This is a genomic window from Actinosynnema sp. NPDC002837 (assembly GCF_040295345.1).
Taxonomy (GTDB): domain Bacteria; phylum Actinomycetota; class Actinomycetes; order Mycobacteriales; family Pseudonocardiaceae; genus Actinosynnema.
On the sequence record NZ_JBEOVG010000086.1, the window covers coordinates 19216 to 40134 of the forward strand.

Here is a 20919-nt window from a genome sequence, read left to right on the forward strand (position 1 = left end):
ACGAGAGGTCGGCGGAGGTCAGCTCGTGGCGGCGCCGGGCAGCGTCACGACCTCGTCCGCCCAGTGGCGCAGCAGCACGGCGTCGTGGGAGATGGCCAGGACGCCCGCGCCGGTCCGCCGCTGGTAGTCGCGGATGACGGTGACGAGGGCGGCGGTGGTGGAGGCGTCCAGCATGGTGGTCATCTCGTCGCAGATCAGGTAGGCGGGGCCCAGGGCCAGCGCGCGGGCCAGGCAGGCTCGTTGCAGTTGGCCGTCGCTGACCTCGTGCGGTCGGCGGGTCAGCAGTTCCGGGGTGAGCATCACCCGGTCGGCCAGCTCGTCCACGACGTCGGCCGGGCGGCCGTTGGCGCGCAAGGGCTCGGCGATCGCGGTGCGCAGGGTCATCCGCGGGTCGACGGACAGGCGTGGTTGTTGGAAGAGGACGCCGATGCAGGTGCGCTGCCGCCGCGGCGCCCGGTGGCGGTAGGCGGTCACGGGAGCGCCGTCGAGGTGGACGGCGCCGGTGAAGGGCGCGTGCAGCAGGGCCAGGACGCGGGCGAGGGTGGACTTGCCGCTGCCGCTCGGGCCGGCCAGGCCGACGGTCCGTCCCGGTGGGACGGTCAGCGTGAAGTCGGTGAGGACGGGGTGCGCGGGGTCGTAGCCGGCGGTGATCGCGTCGGCCGTCAGCCCGGTCAGCACGGCAGGTGGCACGCGACGGCGTGCCGGTCGTCGGCGAGGGCGGGGCGCGCGGCGCACACCGGGGCCGCGCGGTCGCAGCGGGGAGCGAAGGCGCAGCCGGGCGGCAGGTCGGTGAGCAGCGGCGGCAGGCCCGGGATCGGGGTGAACGCCCGGTCGGGCAGGGCGTTGACCAGACCGGCGCTGTACGGGTGGCGCGGGGCGTCCAGCACCCGGTCCGCGGGACCGGCTTCGACGACCCGCCCCGCGTACATGACCGCGATGCGGTCGGCGACGCGCTGGGCGGCGGCCAGGTCGTGGGTGATGAGCAGGACGGCGCGGCCGTCGGCGACCATGCGGCGGAACTCCCCGATCAAGCCGTCGACCAGGTGCCGGTCCAGGCCGGTGGTCGGTTCGTCGGCGATGAGCAACCACGGGTCGCCGACCAGGGCCAGCGCGTTGGCGACGCGCTGCGCCATGCCGCCGGACAGCTCGTGCGGGTAGCGGTCGAGGTCGTCGGGCACGAGGCCGGCCCGGGCGGCGAGGCGGTGGGCGTGGTCACGGGTCGCCGTCCCTTCGGGGTGGTGCACGCGCACCGCCTCCTCCAGCTGGGCGCGGGCCGTGCGCACCGGGGTGAGGTGGGACGCCGGGCTCTGCGGGATGAGGCCGATGCGACGGCCGCGGACGGTGGCGGCCAGCACCGCGTCGGGCGCGGTGAGCAGGTCCAGCGGTGGTCCGTCGCCCGTCAGCGCCGCCGTGCCGGAGGTCTGCGCGTTGCCGGGCAGGAACCCGAGCAGTGCGTTGGCCAGCACGGTCTTGCCGCAGCCGCTCTCGCCGACGAGCGCGACGCACTCGCCCGGCCGGACCCGCAGCGACACGTCGTTGACCGCGGCCACGGTGGCGCCGGGCAGGCTGAACCGCACGGACAGGTGGTCGAGCACGAGTTCGGTCACCACGTCAGCTCCGATCGGCGCCGGGGGTTGAGCCGGTCCCGCCAGACACCGCTGAGGCCGGCGACGGACAGGGTGGCGGCGATCAGCACGACGCCGGGCGCAAGCGACATCCACCAGCCGCCGGAGAGCAGCGACCGCTGCGCGTCGTTGATCATGTTGCCGATGCTGGCGGCGTGCGGCGGCAGGCCCAGCCCGAGGAAGGACAGCGCGGTCTCGTGCCACACCGCGTGCGGGATCATCAGCGTGGTGGCCAGCAGCACCTGCGGTGCGATGTTGGGCAGCAGGTGCCGGACGAGCACGCGCGCGCGGGACGACCCGCCGACGACCGCGGCGTCGACGAAGGGCCGCCCGCGCAGGGAGAGCACCTCGGAGCGCACGATCCGCGCCGAGGTCAGCCAGTGCGTCAGCCCGATGGAGATCACCACGGCGGTCAGGCTCGGCCGCAGCACGGCGACGATCACGATGCCGAGCAGCAGGTGCGGCACCGACGCGACGGTGTCGACCAGCCGCATCAGTACCCGGTCCGGCCACCCGCCGACGGCGCCCGCGAGCGCGCCGACCGCCGTGCCGACCACGGAGGAGATGAGGGCGGCGAACAGGCCCACGCCCAGCGACACCCGCAGCGCGTAGACGCAGCGCAGCAGGACGTCGCGGCCGAGTTCGTCCGTGCCGAACGGGTGCGCCGCCGAGGGCGGCCGGTTGGCCGAGGCCAGGTCGACGTACTGCTGGTTGAGGTCGACCACGAGGGGCACCACCAGTGCGGCGGTCACCAGCACGCCGAGGACCACCGCGGCGGGAATCAGCCGCCGGCGCGGTGATCGGGCCGTGCTCGCGGCGGCGACGCGTGATCGCGGCACGGGCCGCCAGACCGGGCTGTCAACCATCGAGACCCACCCTCGGATCGGCCAGCGCGTAGAGCACGTCGGCGAGCAGGTTGCCCAGGAGCACCACCGCGGTGGCGAGCACGGTGAGCGCGCCCAGCAGCGCGAAGTCCACGTCGAGGGCGGCGTCGACGGTGGCCCGCGCGATACCCGGCCAGGAGAACACGGTCTCCACCAGCAGCGCCCCGGTGATCAGCTCGGGCAGCCGGGAGCCGACCAGGGTCAGGAACGGCAGCAGCGACGTGCGCAGCGCGTGCCCGGACACCACCAGGTGATCGGGCAGACCGCGTGACCGCGCGCCGATCACGTGCTCCGAGGTGAACGACTCCAGCAGGCTCTGCCGGACGAACAACACGTACCAGGGCGCGTGGGACAGCGCGAGCACGGACACCGGCAGGACCAGGTGCCGGGCGACCTGGCCGACCCCCGGCTCCGCGCCGGGGTCGGTGAGCCCGCCGCCGGGCAGCCACCGCAGTTCGAGCGCGAACACCGACAGCGCGGCCAACCCGAGCCAGAACACCGGCGCCGCTTCCAGCGTGTAGGCGGTGGCGGTGACCGCCCGGTCCAGCCACCCGCCCTGGCGCCAGGCCGCGGCGGTGCCCAGCACCAGCCCGAGCAGCAGCGCCAGGACGAAGGCGACGGCGACGAGCAGCACCGACCAGCCGAGCCGCTCGCCGATCACCTGCGACACCGGTTGCCGCATCGACAAGGAGTCGCCGAAGTCGCCGGCGACCGCGTGCCGCAGCCACGCCAGGTACTGCACGACGACCGGCTGGTCGACGCCCCAGTTCGCCCGCACCTGCGCCACCCGTTCCGGGGAGGCGCCGATGACGCGCACCCCGAAGTAGCGCTCGACCGGGTCGAACGGTGACGCCTTGGCGAGCACGAACACGGCGAAGCCGACCAGCAGCACCACCGGGACCGCGAAGGTGAGCCTGCGCAGCACGAGCAGGGCGAGGGCGCGGCGGCGCGCGCGGTTCCGCGCGGTCGCCACCGGGGTGGCCGTCACGGCTTCGGCGTCCAGCGTTCGAGGTTCCACCACACGGCGTGCACGAGCCCGTGGTCGTGCGGCTCGACCTGCTCGACCTGGCCGTCCCACCGGTCGCGCAGCACGTAGGTGTGGTCGAGGAACACCAGGAACGCCCAGCCGGGATCCGCGGTGTAGGCCCGCTGGAAGTCGGTGTAGGCCTGCTCGCGCGTGGCGGGGTCGAGGCTGCGGCGCCCGGTGTCCAGCGCCGCGTCCACCGCGGGGTTGCGGTAGTGCGTCATGTTCAGGTAGCCGGGCTGACCGGCGTACCGGGAGTGCAGCAGCGTGTAGGCCGCGGTGTCCGGGTCGTACGGGTCGCCGCCGCCCCAGACGCTCGCGGCTTCCTTCTGCCGCTGGAGCATCAGCTCGAACGTGGTGGACTCGACCGGCGCGTCGACGCCCAGCTTGGCGATGTCGCTCGCCGCCGCCAGCGCCAGTTCCTTGCGCAGCACGTCCGCCGCCGGGTACAGGATCGGCAACCGGGCGGGCTGCCCGTCCCGGGACCGGGCGCCGTCGGCTCCCCGGCGCCAGCCCGCCTCGTCCAGCAGCCGTTCGGCCTCGGCGGTGTCGTGCGCGAACGTGGCGCCCGGGTCGTGCCAGTCCCGCAGGTGCGGCGAGATCGGGGTGGCCGCCGGCGTCCCGGCGCCCGCGAGGACGGTGTCGATCATCGCCTGCCGGTCCAGGGCGAGGTTGATCGCCCGCCGCACCCGCGCGTCGGAGGTGAACGGCAGCTCGGACGGGAGGCCGAGGCCGCGGTAGTCGGCCGACGGGTTGCGCACGACCCGGTAGCCAGACCGGTCCGCGTAGGACTTCACCAGCTTCGGCGGCAGGACCGTGCCGTCGAACTCCCCGGCCGCCATCCGCGTGGCGCGGGCGTTGTCGTCGGGCACGAACACCACGGTCACGGTCTTGATCGCGGGCGCACCGCCCCAGTAGTCCTCGTTGGCCTTCAGGACCAACCGGTCGCCCTTGCGCCACTCGGCCACCGCGTACGGTCCGGTGCCCACGGGCGCGGTGTTGAACGGCGCGCTGTTGACGTCGACGCCGTCGAAAGCCTTGCGGGGGACGATGCCCAGCGTCAACTGCTCGGCGAACGGCGCGTAGGGGTGGGTCAGCCGGAACACCACGGTCCGGTCGTCCGGCGCGGTCACGTCGGCCACCGCGTCGAAGCGCGACGCGATGGTGGAGTCGGTCTTCGCGTCGAGCACCGCCTCGTAGGTGAACACGACGTCCTGCGCGGACAGCGGGGTGCCGTCGGTGAACTCCACGCCCTCGCGCAGGGTCGCCGTCCAGGTCAGGCCGTCCGCCGAAGCGGTCGGCAGCTCCCGGGCCAGGGCGGGCACGAGGTCCAGCCGCGCGTCCCGGGACACCAGCCCGTCGAAGACCTTCGAGGCGCCGTCCGGCGCGTAGCCGAGGACCGGGTTCAGGTTCTCCGGCTCGCCGCCCGCCCCGATCACGATCGACCGCCCCGCGTCGCCCGCGACGTCACCGTCCGGCGAGGTGCAGGCCGAAGCCAGCGCAACCGCCACCAGGACGCCGATCAGCAGCCGCCGCACGCACATCACCTCAGCAGGGAAGGTCAACTATTGCCAACAGCAGCTAACAGCAAGTGACTTGCAACAGCAAGCGAGACGTGCGTCATGACGGATCCGCGCGCCGATCATGACCGGCGTCACTGTTGATAACGGTTATCAGGTGCGGTTACGCTCCCGCGGTCCCCCGCCGCACAGTGATCGGTTCGCTCATGGTTGTTCGTCCGCGCTCGGCCGCGTCGTCGGTCGAGCGTGACCGCAAGGTGTTCCTCCGCCGGTCACGGTTGACGCAGAGGGTGACGGTCGCGGTGCTCGGGCTCGCGATCCCCGTGCTGCTGGTCGTCTCCGGCTCGATCGGCACGGTCGAGGTCGGCCTGGCGGACGCGGGGCGGATCGTGGTCGGGCACCTGGCGCCGGGCATGCCGTGGATGTCGGACGGCAGCCTGACCGTGCTGCAGGACCAGGCGGTGTGGCAGTTCCGGCTGCCCCGCGCGCTGCTGGCCGGGTTGGCGGGCGCGGGGCTGGCGTTGGCCGGCGCGATCATGCAGGTGATCGTGCGCAACCCGTTGGCCGAGCCCTACCTGCTCGGGGTGTCGTCGGGGGCGGGGGTCGGCGCGGTCCTGGTGATCACGCTCGGCTCGGCCGCCGTCGGCGGTCTGCCGCTGGGCGCGGCGGCGTTCGCCGGGTCGTTGGTGGCCTGCGCGTGCGTCGCGCTGACCGCCCGGCACCGCGGCGTGCTGTCGCCGACCAGGATGATCCTCTCCGGGGTGGCCCTCGGTTCGCTGTTCAGCGCGGTCACGAGCTACCTGACGTTGACGACCGAGGCGCAGAACGTGTTCAGCGTCCTGTTCTTCCTGCTGGGCAGCGTGTCCGCGGCGTCGATGAGCTCGCTCGTGGTGCCGGCGGTGGCGTTCGTGGTGGCGTGCGCGGTCGTCGGGTTCCGGACACGGGCGATGAACGCGCTGCTGACCGGTGACGAGTCGGCGACCGCGTTGGGCGTGGACGTGAACCGGCTGCGCGCCGTCCTCCTGGTGACCGCGGCCCTGCTGACCGGGTCGATCGTGTCGGTGAGCGGGGGCATCGGCTTCGTCGGCCTGGTGGTGCCGCACGTGGCGCGCATCCTGGTCGGCGCGGACCACCGGCGGATGCTGCCGGTGGCGGTGCTCGGCGGCGCGGCGTTCCTGATGGTCGCCGACCTGTTGTCGCGCACGGTCGCCGCACCCGCCGAGGTGCCGATCGGCATCCTCACCGCGGTCGTCGGCGCGCCGTTCTTCCTGTGGCTGATGCGCCGGGACACGGCGGCCCAGGCGGGACTCGACCGATGAGGGTGCGCTTCGACCGCGTCAGCGTCGCCCTCGGCGGCCGGGACGTGCTGCGGGACGTGGACGTCGAGATCCGCCCCGGCCGGTTCCTCGGGCTGGTGGGCCCCAACGGCAGCGGCAAGTCCACGCTGCTCCGCACCCTCTACCGGGCCGTCGCGCCGTCGTCGGGCCGGGTGCTGCTGGACGGGCGGGACGTGTGGCGCACCGACCGCCGGGAGGTCGCGCGGTCGGTGGCGGTGATGACCCAGGAGACCTCGACCGAGTTCGACCTGACCGTGCTGGACGCCGTGCTGCTGGCCAGGGTGCCGTTCCAGCGCGGGTTCGGCCGCGACACCGACGCCGACCTCGACCTGGCGTGGACGGCGCTGACCCGGGTCGGCGCCGCCGACGTCGCCGACCGGCCCATCGGCCGGCTGTCCGGCGGGCAGCGGCAGCGGGTGATGCTGGCCCGCGCGCTCGCCGCGGACGCACCCGTCCTCGTGCTGGACGAGCCGACCAACCACCTCGACATCGCCTTCCAGCTCGAGCTGATGCGGATCGCGACCGACCTCGACCGCACGATCATCGCGGCGCTGCACGACCTCAACCTCGCCGCGACCCACTGCGACGACATCGCCGTGCTCGACGGGGGCCGCCTCGTCGCCGCCGGCCCACCGGCCGAGGCGCTCGCGCCGCGCGTGGTCGAAGACGTGTTCCGGGTCGCCGTCGACCAGCTCACGCACCCGCGCACCGGCCGTCCCCTCCTGGTCTTCGACCACCCCAGCGGTCACCCCGAGCACGGAGATGAGATCCATGCGTAGAACACCGTCCCTGATCGCGCTCGGCGTCGGCGCCGCGCTGGTCGCCGGCTGCGGCTCCGCGGTCACCCCCACCACGGCCACGAGCGCCGCCGGCCAGGCGGTCACGATCACCAACTGCGGCCGGGAGGTCACCGTCCCGGGCGTGCCGAAGGCGGCGGTCGGGCTGAGCCCGTCGCAGACGGAGCTGCTGGTGCGGTTGGGCTTGGCGGACTCGCTGGTCGGGCAGGCGCAGACGGCCACCGCGCCGCTGCCCGACGACGTGGCGGGCCTGGCCGCCGACGTGCCGGTGCTGAGCGAGTCCGGGCCGCCGAGCCGCGAGCGGTTGCTGGACGCGCGGCCGGACTTCGTGTTCTCGCCGACCATGTACGAGTTCACCGCCGAGCAGGGCTTCGCGAGCCTGGAGCAGCTGGGCCAGGCCGGTGTCGCGGCGTACGTCGCCACGGGCGGGTGCGCCGAGCGGCGGATGAGCGGCACGGTCGAGGACGTCTTCACCGACCTGGAGAACCTCGGCGAGGTGTTCGCCGCGTCCGACCGGGCCCGGCCCCTGGTGGAGAAGGGCAAGGCCGACCTGGCCGCGGTGGACACCGCCCTCGCGGGCCGCGCCAAGCCGACCGTCGCCCAGGTGTACCTGGAGGGCGCGACCGTGACGGCGATCGGCGCGGGCATCGAGTACGACATCATCCGCCGGGCGGGCGGGGACAACGTGTTCTCGCCGCAGGACCCGCAGTTCGCCAAGTTCTTCGCCGCGCAGATCACGCCCGAGGCGCTCGCCGCGGCGAACCCGGACGCGCTCGTGTTCGCGGTCAACGGACCCGAGCACGAGCGGACGACCGTGGAGTACCTGAACCGCACGTTCCCGGACATGACGGCCGTGCGCGAGCGGCGGCTGATCGCGATCGACGCCGCCGACACCTACCCGGGCACGCTCGGGAACGTCGCCGTGGTGCGGGAGATCGCGGAGCGGCTGCACCCGGACGCCTTCACCCCGTGATCCACCGCAGGCTCCTGCACCTGGCCGGCGTCGTCGCCGGGCCGATCGCGCTGCTCGCCGTGCTGTCGGCGCTGGTGTCGGCGTGCCACGTCGCCGGAGCCGTCCTGACGGCGGCCGTCCTCGCCGACCTCGTCGGCGGGGACGGGGCCGCCGCCGCGCCGCTGATCGCGGCGCTGGTCGGCGTCGTCGCGGTGCGGGCGGCCCTGCTGTGGCTGCGGGAGGTCGCCGCCGCCAGGTTCGGCATCGCCATCCGCACCCGGTTGCGCGGCGAGCTGCTGCGCCGCATCACCTCGCTCGGGCCGGCGTGGGCGCAGGGCGAGCGGTCCGGCGCGATCACGCACACCGTCGTGGACGGTGTCGAAGCCCTCGACGCCTACTACAGCCGCTACCTGCCGCAGCTGCTGGTGACCTGCGTCGTGCCCGCCGCCGTCGCCGGGTGGCTGTTCACCGTCTCCGTGCCGGCCGCCTCGGTCCTCGCCGGGTCGGTGCTGTGCGCGGTGGTGGTGCCCCGCTTCTGGGACGCCCGGCTGCTCCGGACGGGACGGACCCGTTGGCGCGCCTACGGGAAGCTCGCCGCGGACTACCTGGAGGCGACGCAGGCGATCGGCGTGCTGCGCGTGTTCGGTGCGGGCCGGCGGACCGGGGACGCGCTCGCCCGGCGCGGCGAGGAGCTGCACGGCTCCACGATGACGCAGTTGCGGGTCTCGCTCGTGGAGTCCGCCGTCAGCGCGCTCGCGTTGCACCTGGGCACGGTCGCCACCATCGTCGTCGCCTGCGCGGGTGTCCTCGGCGGTGGCGGGCCCGCCGGGTCCGTGCTGCTGTTCCTGCTGTGCGCCAGGGAGTGCTTCCGGCCGGTGCTGGACCTGTCCGCCCACTGGCACCTCGGTTACCAGGGGCTCGGCGCGGTCGAGGGCATCGACGAGATCCTCACCGCGCGCCCGGCCGTCGCGGACACCGGCACGCGCACCGAGCCCGCCCGACCGGGCGCCGGGCTCGTGCTGCGGCAGGTCGGCTACCGGTACCCGAACGGGGCCGGTGTCGCCGACGTCGACTTCGAGTGCCGGCCGGGGAGCGTCACCGGGATCGTCGGCCCGTCGGGCGCGGGCAAGAGCACGCTCGCCCGGCTCGTCGTGCGGCACGTCGACCCGCGGCACGGGACGATCGAGCTCGACGGGACCCCGATCACCGACTACACGCTCGCCGCGCTGCGCGCGAGCATCGGGGTCGTCGGCCAGCACACGTACCTGTTCCACGGCACCGTGGCGGAGAACCTGCGCCTCGCCCGGCCCGACGCCACGCCGGCGGAGGTGCGTGCCGCCGCGCACGTCGCGGACGCCCTCGACTTCATCGAGGCGCTCCCCCACGGCTTCGACACCGAGCTCACCGAGAACGGCGCCCGGCTCTCCGGCGGCCAGCGGCAGCGGCTGGCCATCGCCAGGGCCGTGCTCGCCGCGACACCCGTGCTGCTGCTGGACGAGGCGACCTCCGCGCTGGACGTCGACACCGAGGCGCGCGTCCTGACCCGGCTCGCCGAGCACTGCGCCGGCACGACCCGGATCGTCATCGCGCACCGCGAGAGCGCCCTGCGCGACGCCGACGCGATCGTCACCGTCGAGTCCGGCCGCGTCGCCGCCATCACGTCGCCGGCGGCCCCGCGATGAGCGGCCCGCTCCGGCGCCTCCTGCCGGTCGTCGCCGAGCGACGGGCCACGTTCGGCTGGACCATCGCGGCCAACGCCGTCGCCCAGCTCGGCGCGCTGGGCACGGCGGTGGGCGGCACGTGGCTCGCCGGCCGGACCGCCGCGACCGGCGACGCGCCGCTGCTGCCCGCGGCCGTCGTCCTGGCCGGTGTCGCGGTGCTGACCGCGGTGATGACGTGGCGCGAGTCGTGGGTCTCGCACGACCTGGCCTACCGGTTGATCGGCGCGCTGCGCGCCCGCGTGTTCGACCGCCTCCGGGTGAGCCTGCCCGATCGCCGCACGCCCCGGCGCGGCGGCGACCTGGCCTCCGTCGCCTTCGCCGACGTCGACCGCCTCGAATGGCTCTACGCGCACACCGCGGCCCAGGCGCTCACCTCCGCCCTGCTCGTCGTGGCCACCACCGCGCTGTCGCTGCTCGTGACGCCGTGGCTGCTGCTGGTGTGGGTGCCGTTCGTGGTCGTGACGGCGGCGTTGCCCTGGCTGTTCGGGCGGGTGGGCGCCCGGCAGGGCGTCGAGCTGACCGAGGCCGCCGCCGCGCTCAACGCCGAGCTGGTCGACACCGTGCGCGGGTTGGACGAGCTCAGCGCCGCCGGGGCGCTGGACCGCCGAACCGCCGCGCTCGACCGGCACACCGGCGTGCTGACCGCCGTGCAGGCTCGGATCGGCTCCCGGACGGGGGTGGAACGCGCGGTCACGGACGCCGTGCTGTCCCTCAGCGCGATCGGGGCGCTCGCGGTCTGCGCGGTGAACCTCGACGCCGTGGGCCGGGTGCTCGCCCCGGTCGCCATGGTGCTGGCCACCGCCGCGCTCGGTCCCGTCGCGCAGATCTCCGACCTGCTGCGCAACCTCGGCACGCTGCGCGCGGCGGGCAGGCGCATCGTCGACGTCCTGGACCGGCAACCGGTCGTCCGCGAAGCCGTCGCGCCACGGCGACTGCCGCCACGTGCCGCCTCGACCGGTCTCGTGTTCGACCGCGTGACGTTCCGGTACGGCGACGGGCCGCCCGCGTTGCGGGAGGTGTCGTTCACCGTCCGCCCCGGCGAGCGGGTCGCGCTCACCGGGCCGTCCGGCGCGGGGAAGACCACCTGCGCGCTGCTGGCCGTGCGGATGTGGGACCCCGACGCCGGGCGCGCCACGCTCGACGGCGTCGACCTCGCCGACCTGGCCGACGACGAGCTGCGGGGTGCGATCAGCGCCGTGCCGCAGGACCCGGGGCTGCTCGCCGGGACGATCGCGACCAACATCCGGCTCGGCCGCCCCGACGCCGGCGACCTCGACGTCGAGCGGGCGGCGCGACGGGCGGGCATCCTCGACCCCGGCGCCGGTTTCCCCGCCGGGCTCGACACGACCGTCGGCGAGTCCGGGGCCGGGCTGTCGGGCGGTCAGCGGGCACGGGTCGCCATCGCCCGGGCCCTGCTGACCGAACCGCGCGTGCTCGTCCTGGACGAGGCGACCGCCAACCTCGACGCGGACGCCGACGCGGCCATCACCACCGCCCTCACCTCGACCGGCGACGACGTGGGCATCCTCGTCATCGCCCACCGCCCCACCACCCTCGCCCGCTGCGACCGCACGGTGCGCCTGGAGGAAGGCCGGCTCATCGACTGATTCGACCGCCCCCGATCCCGGGTCGCAGGCCTCGGATCACTCGCGCGGCTCGCGAAGGCAAGGCGGCGACGCTCAGCGCGGGGTTGCGGGTCGTGATGGCAGAGCCGCGACGCTCGGCGCGGGGTTGCGGGTCGTGATGGCAGAGCCGCGTCGCTCAGCGCGGGGTTGCGGGTCGTGATGGCAGGGTGGCGTTGCCGGGCGCGGGTTGCGGCTCGCCGCGGCAGGGGCGTCCGGAGGCTCAGCTCGGGCGGCTGCCCGTCCCGACCAGCGCACGGGCGCGCAGTGTGGTCGTCGTGGCCATCAGTTCGCGGTAGCGGGTGTTGACGGCGGACACGACCGGGGCGTCCAGACCGTCGAGAGCGGCCCGGATGCCCGAGCCCATCACGAAGCTCCACGCCGAGTCCGGGGTGAGGGGGATGTCCCGCTCCACCGACCGCACGTCGACCCCGCCCAACCCGAGGCCGCTCAACCACCCGGCCAGCTTCTCCTCGGTGTCCACGCGCGCGGCACGCTCCGCCGACGCCGGGCGGTCGAGCGTCCGCCCCGTCTGCTCGGTGAGCGCCTGGACCAGCGGGCCCACCACGTCGTCCACGCTGCCCTGCCGCCACGTCGTCACGCCGAACGCGCCGCCGGGCCGGAGCAGGCCGACCAGGTGCGCGGCGGCCGCGTCCATGTCCGGCAGGAAGAAGATGCCGAAGACGCACTGCACCCGGTCGTAGGGCAGACCGTCCACAGAGGTCCACCGGGACGCGTCGGCGTGGTGGAACCGCAGCTGCGGCAGCCCTTCGGCGCGTCGGATGCCCTGGTCGAGCAGCTCGCGCGCGAGGTCGACCGCGTCGACGAGCCCTTCGACGCCGACCGCCCGCGCCGCCGGGATGGCCGACGAACCCGACCCGCAGCACACGTCGAGCACTCGTCCACCCGGTCGTGGCGGCGCGGCCTCGACGGTCGCGGCGCCGATCGGGTCCCACAGCAGCGGCGTCCACTCGGCGAACTCGGCACTGCCGTGGTCGAACGCCTCGACCACGGCCGGGATCGACTCAGCCATCCAGTCCTCGCCGTCGGGATCGGGTGAGCAGCAGCAGTGCCGCGCCACCGGTGAGCAGTAGTGCGCCGACCGTCGACACAGTACCCAGCGATCCGGCGCCGGTGTTGGCGAGCCGCGAGCCGCCCGCCGCCGCCGGGGTGGTCGTGGTCGGCGGCACGGTGCCGGCCGGACTGGTCGTGGTCGGTGACGTGGTGCCGGTGGGAGCCGCGCAGTCACGGCCGAGCGCGGTGGCCGGGTCGACGTCGCCGACCGCGATGGTGAACTCGTCGGTGTCCACCACGCGCTGCCCGCCGGCGGGCGTGACGGCGACCTCGACCGTGATCCGGTAGACGCCCTCCCGGCCGAACGCCCAGTTGGCGTGCGCGTGGGTGCCCGGCGCGACGGTCACCGCGTCGGGCAGGCCGTCACCGGAGTTCGCCAGCACGGTCGGCGTCAGGCCGGTCAGGAACAACGCGAACCGGCCGGGTCCGTCCACCGCGGACAACGTGATGGTGACGTCGCCGTGCTCGGGCCGCAGCGCCTCGGTGTTCCAGCCGGCCCAGACGATGCCGGGGATCTGCGTCTGCGGGATGAGCCACACCGGCTGCCCGGCGTCGCCGAGGAACGCGTAGGCGGGATCGGCGGGGATGGTGTTGCGGGCTCGGGGGACGAGGTGGACGACCACGTCCGCGGGATCGCGCCAGACCGCCTTGTCCGGACCCGCGGTGCCGTCCTTGACCCGGGTGCGCAGGACGCCGTCCACGAGACCCGGCGCGATGAGGTCGACGTGCCCGTCATCGAGGACCACGCACGGCGTCGGCGCACCAGTGGTGGTGGTCGTCGTCGTGGCACCGGCAGTCGTCGTGGTGGTTGTTGTTGTTGTGGTCGTTGTCGTCGTAGTAGTAGTGGGCTCCCCCGCGCCCGGAACCACGGTGGTCGGGTCGATCTCGCCGACCGCGATGGCGTAGGTCGCGGTGTCGCGCAACGGTTCGCCGGTCGGGGTGGTGGCTTCGAGGGCGAAGGTGAGCCGGTAGACGCCCTCCGCGGCGAACGTCCAGTTGGCGTGCGCGTGCGTGCCGAGCTCCACCGGGTGCTGCTGGGGCAGGGGGTTGGCCGTGTCGAAGACGCGCGGCAGCGGCTCGCCGAACGACCCGCTCTGGAACACGGTCACCGCACCCGGCGGCGCGCTGCCCGGCAGGTCGCCGCCGATCGCGTCGAGGGTCCAGCGCACCGAGCCGGGCACGACCTGGTCCGCGGTCAGGGACTCGGTGTTCCAGCCGAGCCAGACCAGGTTGGGGTCCTGCACCTCGGGGCTGACCCAGATGTCGCTGCCCGCCGGACCGAGGAACGCGTACTCGGGCCGGTCCGGCACCTGGATGCGGGCCTCGGGCTTCACGTGCGTCACGACCGTCGCCGGGTCGCGCAGCACGGGCGGGTCGACGGTGCCGTCCTTGACCCGGATGGCCAGCTCCCCGTCCACGACGGAGCCGGCCACGAGGTCGACGTGGCCCTGGTCGACCACGGTCGTGGCGTCCTGGGCCGAGGCCGGGAGGATGGACGCGCCGGCGAGCAGCGTGAGGGACGCGGCGACGAGCGCGAGGCCACGGCGGTGGTGCGTGGTCACGAGGACTCCTTGGCTGGACGGCGGCGGGTGACGACCAGCACGAGCACACCCGTGGTGAGCAGGGCCAGGGCCAGCGCGGTGGCGGCGGGCGCCTCGGCGGGACCGGTCGAGGCGAGCTGCGTCGGCCGCCTGCCGTCGGGAGTGGTGTTGCCGGTGTCCGCGGTGCCGGTGGACTGGGCGTCGCCGACGACGAAGGTGTAGCTCGCGGTGTCGGTCAGCGGGCTGCCGTCGGGCCGGGCCGCCGACACGCTGAAGTCCAGCCGGTAGCGGCCGGGCTTGCCGAACGCCCAGTTCGCGTGCGCGTGCGTGCCGAGCGCGACGGTGTGGGTGTCGGGCAGGCCGTCGGTGCTGTTGAAGATCAGCGTCGGAGCGCCGAACGAGCCCGTGGTGAACAGCCCGAACGGGCCGGGACCGTCCACCCCCGTGAGCGTCCACGTGACCGGTCCGCCGACGTCCGCCGGTCGCAGTTCCTCGGTGGACCAGCCGATCCAGAGGATGCCCGGCTGCTCCTGCTGCGGCAGCAGGTGGATCTGCCCGCCCGCCGCGCCGAGGAACGACAGCGCGGGGATCGCGGGCAACGCGGTGCGCGCGGCGTCGGTGATCCGGAACTCGACGTCGGCCGGTTCGCGCCACGTGACCGCGCCGATCGTGCTGCCGTCCTTCACGTGCACGCTCAACCCGTCGCCGACGAGCCTGGGCGCCAGGGCGTCGACGTGCCCGCGGTCGAGCGTGACCTTGCCGGTCGCGGTGGGCGGCTGCCCCGCGGCGGCGACCTCCGGCGCGACCTGGGGCACGACCTGTGGCACGACCTCCGGCAGGGCTTCCGGCACTGCGCGTCCGACCCGGGGCACGACGGCGGGCTCCGCCGCCGCGCGGTTGTCGGCCGGGAGCGCGGGCGCGCCCACCTCCACCGCGTAGACGCGCTCGGCGTGGAGGGGACTGCCGTCGAGCAGGTGCGCGTCCGCGTCGAGCCGGACCGTGTGCCGACCCGGCGCGGTGAACTCCCAGTCCGCGATCCCGGTGGTGGCCACCGGCACGGTCACCGGCTCCGACCCGGTCCGCCCCGGGCCGTCGAGCACGATCGCACGCAGCCGCACCACGTCGCCGAACGCGACGCCGGGCGCGATCGCCGTGGTGTCCCACCGCAGGCCGACCCGCCCGTCCACCGCCGCGACGGTGTCGACGCCCGCCGCGAGGTCCAAGGCACCTTCGCGGACGCTCAGCACCGCCGACGCCTGACCGGGCACGGCGAACGCCGGCGCGGCGAGCACGAGCAGCGCACCGGCCACCCCGCCCACCGCCAGGGCACGGACCGCGATCACGACGACACCTCCGCGGGAACCGGGGTGGCCGCCGTCGAACGGCGGCCACGGGGACGGGTGAGCAGGCCGTGCCGCGGCGCGAACAGCCAGCACAGCACGAAGACGCCGGTGAGGGTGAGCACGATGAGCCCGCCTGCGGCGAGGTCGAAGGCGTAGGAGAGGTACAGGCCGAGCACGCTGCCGCCGGCGCCGATGGCCGGTGCGAGCACCATCATCACGCCCAACCGGTCGGTGAGCAGGCGAGCCGCGGCGGCGGGCGTCACGAGCAGCGCCAGCACGAGCACGTTGCCGACGGCCTGCAAGGAGATCACGATCGCCAGCGTCACCATCACGTACAGCGCGATGTCGAACCAGAACACCGGCAGGCCGACCGCGCGGGCCTGCTCGCGGTCCAGGCTCGCGGCGACCAGCCTGCCGTTGAGCAGCGCGGTGGCCAGCAGCAGGACCGCGCCGATCACCGCGACCGACACCACGTCGCCGTCGCTGATGCCGAGGATCGACCCGAACAGGAACGACTCCAGCGACCCGCCGTAGCCCGGCGCCGCGCTGAGGATCACGATGCCCAGCCCGAAGGCCGCGGCGAAGAAGATCCCGATGACCGAGTCCTCCTTGAGCCTGCGGTTCTGCGCGACCACCGCGATGAGCAGCGCGGTGATCACACCCGCGACCGCGCCGCCGACCACCAGGTTCGCGCCGAGCACGAAGGCCACCGCGATGCCGGGGAACACGGCGTGCGCGACCGCGTCGCCGATGAACGCCATGCCGCGCAGCACGACGTGCCCGCCGACGACGCCGCACACCAGGCCGGACAGCAGCGCCACCAGCAGGGCACGCCGCCAGAAGTCGTACTCCCACGGCGCGGCCAGCGCGTCGAGGACGGCGCTCATCGGGTCACTCCCAGGGATCGGAGCAGCTGATCGGCCCGGTCCAGGCCGAAGGTGCGCAGCCAGATGTCGGTGTCGGCGAGCGCGGCCGGCTCGCCGTCGGCCACGACCGTGCGGTTGAGCAGGCACAACCGCGTGCACAACGTGGTCGCGGCGGCGAGGTCGTGGGTGGTCATGAGCACGGCGACCCCTTCGTCGCGCAGGTCGGTGAGCAGCCGGCCGAGCAGTTCCTGGGTCGGCGCGTCGATGCCGGTGAACGGCTCGTCCAGCAGCAGCACGCGGGGACGCAGGGCCAACGCCCGCGCGACCAGCACGCGCTGCCGCTGGCCGCCGGACAGCTCGCCGACGGGACGCGACCGGAGGTCGTCCATGCCCACGCGCGTGATGGCGTCGTCCACCGCCGCCCGGTCCGCCGCGGTCCGCCGGCCGAACAGGCCGGTCAGGTGGGTGCGACCGGTGGCGACCGCCTTCGCGACCGAGATCGGGAAGTCCCAGGCGAACTCGTGGCGCTGCGGCACGTAGCCGACCGCGCCCCGGGCCTGCCGGGCGGTGCGGCCGTGCACCGCGACCGTGCCCCGGTGTGGTGGCAGCAGGCCCAACGCGGTGCGCAGGAGCGTCGTCTTGCCCGCGCCGTTGGGGCCGATCAGCCCGACCAGCTCGCCGGCGCGGAGGTCGAAGTCCACTGAGGACAGCACTTCCCGCCCGCCCAGCTGCACGGCCAGGTCGCGGATGCGCAGGATCGGCTCGGTCATCGCTCTCCCCTCCGACGACGCAGGACCACGGCCACGACGACGGCCACCACGAGCAGCGCGCCACCGCCCAGGCCGACCCACGTCCACGACCGGTCGCTCGCCGGTTCGGGTTCCGCACGCGGCTCCGGCTTCGCTTCCGCTTCCGCCACGTCGAAAGCGGATCGCGGGTCGGTGGCGTCGCCGACGTGCACGCGCAGGACCCTCCGGTCGGCCACCTGCGCGCGTTCCTTCGTGGTCGCGGCCATCTCCACGTCGAGCAGGTAGGTGCCCGGCGCGCCGAACACCCAGTTGCCGTGCACGTGGGTGCCCGCCTCGATGCCCGTCTCCTGCGGCGCCGGCTCGGCGCTGCTGAAGATCGTGGTCGGCGCGCCGAAGTTGCCGCTGAGGAACAGCACGAACCGGCCGGGACCGCGCACGCCGTGCAGGCGCCAGGTGACCTCGCGCTCGACCGCCGCGGTGACCTCCGGGTCCTGGGTGTTCCAGCCGGGCCACACCACGCCGTCCTGCTCGACCTGCGGCAGCACCCAGATCGGGCCGCCCCGGTCGCCGAGGAAGTCGTACGCCGGGTCGTCCGGGACGGTGGTGCGGGCCGTGTCGGCCACGTGCAGCACGACATCGGACAGCGCGCGCCACTGCGGCGCGTCACCGGTGTCGTCACGCAGCTGCACGGTCCACCGGCCGTCCACGAAGCGCGGCCCGAGGTCCACGTGGCCGTCCGAGACGACCACCTGCTCGGCGGCGTGCGCGACGGCGACCGGCTGGACGGTCACGAGCACGGCTAGCAGCGCGAGCAACCGCGTCAGGCGAGGCATCGGACCGCCTCGTCCGCGTTGTGCCGCATCATGTCCACGTAGTTGCCGACCTTGTCGTCGAACGCGTCCCCGTAGAGCAGGCACACGTCGATCGACTGGTCCCGGGCCACCTGGCTCAGCACCGAAGCGCGCTGCGCGAGGTTGGGCTCCATGAACACCGCCGGCACCTTCAGGTTCCGCACCGTCTCCGACAACTTGCGCACGTCCTCCACGCTCGGTTCCTGCGCCGGGTTGGGCACCACGAAGCCCGCGACGGTCAACCCGTAGGCGGCGGCGAAGTAGCCGAAGCCGTCGTGGGTGGTGACCAGGTGCCGGTGCTCGGGCGACACGCGGGCGACGGTCTCGCGCACGTAGCCGTCCAGCTCGTCGAGCCGGTCGAGGTACGCGCGGGCGTTGCGGTCGTAGACCTCGGCCCCGTCCGGGTCCGCGGTGCGCAACGTGTCCCGCACGACCTCGACGTAGGCGCGCGCGTTGCGCACGTCCTGCCACAGGTGCGGGTCGATCTCGCCGTGCACGTGCTTGCCCAGCACGGCCTGCGGCAGCTGGTGCACCGAGCCGCCGGGCGCGCCGAGGAAGGCGAACCGCGGGTCGTCCGGGATGGTGGCGATGGCCTTGTTGGGCACCTCGATCACCGCGTCGGCCGCCGGGACGACCTGCCGCTGGTTCGCGCCGCCCGTCGCGTCGTTGAGCGTGTAGAGCTCGCCGGTGTCGAGGTCGACGGTGAGGTCGGTGTGCCCCTCGTTCAGCACGGTGCCCGCCACGCCGGTCGGGTCGACGCCCACGGCGAAGGTGAACGTGCTCTCCCCCAACGGGATCGGCGCGCTCGCGCCGCCGTTGAGCAGGGTCGCGGCGAGCGTAAGCCGGTAGACGCCGGGTTGGGTGAACGCCCAGTTGAGGTGCGTGTGCGCGGCCGGCGGCAGGGTCGTGGCGTCCACTTCGGACAGCTCGTCCGCGGAGTTGAAGTACACCACCGGTTTGCCCAACGCCTCGGTCAGGTACAGGACCAGCTCGCCCGGCCCGTCCAGCGCGGTCGCCGCCAGGCGGACCTCCGAGGACCGGGTGGCGCCCTTGTGCTTGCCGTCGCCGCGCACCCGCAGCCCCAGCCAGAGCACGTCCAGGCCGATGTTCTCCACCAGCGGGATCACGTGCGCGCCGTAGGTCTCCGACACCTCGGCCAGCGAGACGTTGGGCGTGCCTTCCCGCACGTTGGCGTCGATGGCCTTGATCAGGCGCTGCTCCTCCAGCAGGAGGTGGTTGGTGAACGTGACGTCGGCCCGCGTGACCTTCTTGGCGTCGGCGGGCACGGGCTCGTAGGAGTGCGGGTCGCCGCCGGGCGGCACGAGCGAGTCGACCCGGACGCGCTCGCCGCCGACGTTGCGCACGAGGTCGGCCAGGATCTCGGTGGTCGTGACCACCGACACCCCGTCCGCCGCACCGCCGCCGGCGGCCGAGCAGGCGGTCAGCACGGCGACCGAGAACGCCGCGATGGCGCGCGGGAACGCACGCACGTGCATGGGTTTTTCCTCCAGACGGACGCCGGTCGACCGGCGTGGCACCGCGAACCTAATACGAACGACAACCGTTTTCAATAGGCCGGGCGGCCCAGTCGATCACCGACCGTTCAGCCCTAACGGAAATGATTATCGTCTGCAACACTGCGGTCGCGGCCCGATCGGGCCCATCCACCCCACGAACGGAGCACTCCACCGTGCGCACCTCAGCACGCCTCGCTCTGCTGCCCTTGGCGGTGGCGGCCCTCCTGGGCGCCGTCGTCGCACCGGCCACCGCGTCCACCACCGCGGTCGTCCTCGACAGCGGGCACGTCGACGTCATCGGCATCGCCTTCGAGGACGGGCAGTTCGACGTCCACGTCCACGACGAGACCAACGACGTCGAGTACGCGCCGTCCGACGTGAAGATCGTCGCCAAGTCGGCGGCCCGCACCACCGTGCCCGCCGATCCCGCCTACTCGTTCCTCGGCGCGGCGGGCAGCCCGGTCTGGGTGCTGCCCGAGGTCGAGGACCCGGCGTTGCTGTGGCCCGGCATCGCCACCGAGGAGATCGAGCCCGGCGTGTTCGTCGGCGACGCCCTGACCCTGCGGTTCGAGTGGGTCTACGGCCCCGCCGGGTTCAGCGTCTTCACCACCGACGCCGTCGGCGCGCCCACCGTGCTCGTGGACAGCGGCAACGGCCTGCCCGACGCGGTCGGCCTCACCGCCGGCAACCACCAGCACGCCAACTGGGCGTTCGAGGCGGCCGGCAACTACGCCGTCGTGGTCCGGGTCAGCGGCGTGCTCGCCGCCACCGGCCAGAAGGTCACCTCCGCGCCCGCCCTCTACCGGTTCAAGGTGAACGCATGAGATCCCGAGTCCTCGCCGCCGCGGCCTTCGCCGCGACCGCCGCCCTGCTCCTGCCCGGCACCGCGCACGCCGCCACCATCTCCCAGGGCCACGTCGACGTCCTCGACGTGGACTGGACCGGCAGCACGTTGACGCTGGACGTCCACGACGCCACCGTCTCCCCCGCCGTCGACCGCGACCCGTCCACCGTCGTGCTCGACGCCGTGCCGGCGAGCAAGACCACCGTGCCGGCCAACTCCGCGTACTCGTTCCTCGGCACTCCCGGCTCCACGGTGTGGGTGCTCCCGCAGGCCCAGGTCACCGGCATCCTGTGGCCCGGGATCAACACGCAGGGCGTGCCGTCCGGCGTGCTGCTGAACAACACCGTGACCGCCAAGCTCGTCTCGGTCTCCGGCCCCGCGGACGTCAGCGTGTACACGACGAGCCTCGGCACGCCCACCGTGTGGTTCGACAGCGGCAACGGCCTGCCCGACAGCCGGACCATCGCGGTCAACACCCACGCGCACGCCAACTGGGCGTTCGAGGCGGCGGGCACCTACACCGTGGTCTTCGAAGCCACCGCCACCAAGGCCGCCGGCGGCGCCGTGACCACGGGGCAGAAGAGCTACACCTTCACCGTCCAGCCCTGACACCCCAGAGCCGACCACGCTGCCGCCCGGTCGAACGGGCGGC

The 20919-nt window shown here is 74.1% G+C and carries 19 protein-coding genes; 7 read left to right on the forward strand and 12 right to left on the reverse strand.

Annotated features, from left to right (window positions below; genetic code table 11):
• Positions 1-18: 18 nt before the first annotated feature.
• Genes ABTZ99_RS36370 through ABTZ99_RS36390 form a run of 5 tightly spaced genes read right to left on the reverse strand, consistent with a single transcriptional unit; the run spans position 19 to position 5071 of the window.
• Complete coding sequence (locus ABTZ99_RS36370) at positions 19-690, reverse strand: ABC transporter ATP-binding protein (protein ID WP_499617764.1); 672 nt, start codon at positions 688-690, stop codon at positions 19-21.
• Complete coding sequence (locus tag ABTZ99_RS36375) at positions 672-1607, reverse strand: ABC transporter ATP-binding protein (protein ID WP_499617765.1); 936 nt, start codon at positions 1605-1607, stop codon at positions 672-674. The genes ABTZ99_RS36370 and ABTZ99_RS36375 overlap by 19 nt, the downstream gene beginning before the upstream one ends.
• Positions 1604-2491, reverse strand: coding sequence for an ABC transporter permease (locus tag ABTZ99_RS36380; protein ID WP_498778518.1), 888 nt, complete (start codon positions 2489-2491; stop codon positions 1604-1606). The genes ABTZ99_RS36375 and ABTZ99_RS36380 overlap by 4 nt, the downstream gene beginning before the upstream one ends.
• Positions 2484-3527: an ABC transporter permease gene (locus tag ABTZ99_RS36385; RefSeq protein WP_498778519.1), complete on the reverse strand. Its 1044-nt coding sequence runs from the start codon at positions 3525-3527 to the stop codon at positions 2484-2486. The genes ABTZ99_RS36380 and ABTZ99_RS36385 overlap by 8 nt, the downstream gene beginning before the upstream one ends.
• Positions 3494-5071 carry an ABC transporter substrate-binding protein gene (locus ABTZ99_RS36390; RefSeq protein WP_499617766.1) on the reverse strand — a complete coding sequence of 526 codons (1578 nt, stop codon included), beginning with the start codon at positions 5069-5071 and terminating at the stop codon, positions 3494-3496. The genes ABTZ99_RS36385 and ABTZ99_RS36390 overlap by 34 nt, the downstream gene beginning before the upstream one ends.
• Positions 5072-5259: 188 nt before the next feature.
• Between ABTZ99_RS36390 and ABTZ99_RS36395 the strand changes: the two genes are divergently transcribed.
• The 5 genes from ABTZ99_RS36395 to ABTZ99_RS36415 are packed head-to-tail and all read left to right on the forward strand — an operon-like array spanning position 5260 to position 11467.
• Positions 5260-6372 carry a FecCD family ABC transporter permease gene (locus ABTZ99_RS36395; RefSeq protein ID WP_499617767.1) on the forward strand — a complete coding sequence of 371 codons (1113 nt, stop codon included), beginning with the start codon at positions 5260-5262 and terminating at the stop codon, positions 6370-6372.
• A complete protein-coding gene (locus tag ABTZ99_RS36400) occupies positions 6369-7169 on the forward strand; it encodes an ABC transporter ATP-binding protein (RefSeq protein WP_498778522.1) in 801 nt (266 codons plus the stop codon). Before ABTZ99_RS36395 ends, ABTZ99_RS36400 begins: the two co-directional genes overlap by 4 nt.
• Positions 7162-8160: an ABC transporter substrate-binding protein gene (locus tag ABTZ99_RS36405; protein WP_498778523.1), complete on the forward strand. Its 999-nt coding sequence runs from the start codon at positions 7162-7164 to the stop codon at positions 8158-8160. The genes ABTZ99_RS36400 and ABTZ99_RS36405 overlap by 8 nt, the downstream gene beginning before the upstream one ends.
• Entirely contained in the window at positions 8157-9821 is a 1665-nt protein-coding gene (locus ABTZ99_RS36410) for an ABC transporter ATP-binding protein/permease (protein ID WP_499617768.1), read from the forward strand. The genes ABTZ99_RS36405 and ABTZ99_RS36410 overlap by 4 nt, the downstream gene beginning before the upstream one ends.
• Positions 9818-11467 (forward strand): ABC transporter ATP-binding protein, encoded by a 1650-nt coding sequence (locus ABTZ99_RS36415; RefSeq protein WP_499617769.1) that lies wholly within the window; start codon positions 9818-9820, stop codon positions 11465-11467. Before ABTZ99_RS36410 ends, ABTZ99_RS36415 begins: the two co-directional genes overlap by 4 nt.
• Positions 11468-11705: 238 nt before the next feature.
• Here the strand turns inward: ABTZ99_RS36415 and ABTZ99_RS36420 are convergent, their stop codons facing one another.
• The 7 genes from ABTZ99_RS36420 to ABTZ99_RS36450 are packed head-to-tail and all read right to left on the reverse strand — an operon-like array spanning position 11706 to position 19402.
• Positions 11706-12515 carry a class I SAM-dependent methyltransferase gene (locus tag ABTZ99_RS36420; protein ID WP_499617770.1) on the reverse strand — a complete coding sequence of 270 codons (810 nt, stop codon included), beginning with the start codon at positions 12513-12515 and terminating at the stop codon, positions 11706-11708.
• Positions 12508-14118: a choice-of-anchor M domain-containing protein gene (locus tag ABTZ99_RS36425; protein WP_499617771.1), complete on the reverse strand. Its 1611-nt coding sequence runs from the start codon at positions 14116-14118 to the stop codon at positions 12508-12510. Before ABTZ99_RS36425 ends, ABTZ99_RS36420 begins: the two co-directional genes overlap by 8 nt.
• Positions 14115-15440, reverse strand: coding sequence for a choice-of-anchor M domain-containing protein (locus ABTZ99_RS36430; protein WP_498778528.1), 1326 nt, complete (start codon positions 15438-15440; stop codon positions 14115-14117). Before ABTZ99_RS36430 ends, ABTZ99_RS36425 begins: the two co-directional genes overlap by 4 nt.
• Positions 15437-16327: an anchored repeat-type ABC transporter permease subunit gene (locus tag ABTZ99_RS36435; RefSeq protein ID WP_499617772.1), complete on the reverse strand. Its 891-nt coding sequence runs from the start codon at positions 16325-16327 to the stop codon at positions 15437-15439. The genes ABTZ99_RS36430 and ABTZ99_RS36435 overlap by 4 nt, the downstream gene beginning before the upstream one ends.
• Positions 16324-17076, reverse strand: a complete 753-nt coding sequence (locus tag ABTZ99_RS36440) for an anchored repeat-type ABC transporter ATP-binding subunit (protein ID WP_499617773.1) — start codon at positions 17074-17076, stop codon at positions 16324-16326. The genes ABTZ99_RS36435 and ABTZ99_RS36440 overlap by 4 nt, the downstream gene beginning before the upstream one ends.
• Positions 17073-17888, reverse strand: a complete 816-nt coding sequence (locus ABTZ99_RS36445) for a TIGR03773 family transporter-associated surface protein (RefSeq protein WP_499617774.1) — start codon at positions 17886-17888, stop codon at positions 17073-17075. Before ABTZ99_RS36445 ends, ABTZ99_RS36440 begins: the two co-directional genes overlap by 4 nt.
• Positions 17876-19402, reverse strand: a complete 1527-nt coding sequence (locus tag ABTZ99_RS36450) for an anchored repeat ABC transporter, substrate-binding protein (protein ID WP_499617775.1) — start codon at positions 19400-19402, stop codon at positions 17876-17878. The genes ABTZ99_RS36445 and ABTZ99_RS36450 overlap by 13 nt, the downstream gene beginning before the upstream one ends.
• A gap of 194 nt (positions 19403-19596) precedes the next feature.
• Between ABTZ99_RS36450 and ABTZ99_RS36455 the strand changes: the two genes are divergently transcribed.
• Both ABTZ99_RS36455 and ABTZ99_RS36460 read left to right on the forward strand, forming a co-directional pair.
• Positions 19597-20247, forward strand: coding sequence for a choice-of-anchor M domain-containing protein (locus ABTZ99_RS36455; RefSeq protein ID WP_498778533.1), 651 nt, complete (start codon positions 19597-19599; stop codon positions 20245-20247).
• On the forward strand, positions 20244-20876 hold the full coding sequence (locus tag ABTZ99_RS36460; protein WP_498778534.1) for a choice-of-anchor M domain-containing protein: 633 nt from the start codon (positions 20244-20246) through the stop codon (positions 20874-20876). Before ABTZ99_RS36455 ends, ABTZ99_RS36460 begins: the two co-directional genes overlap by 4 nt.
• Positions 20877-20919: the final 43 nt, after the last annotated feature.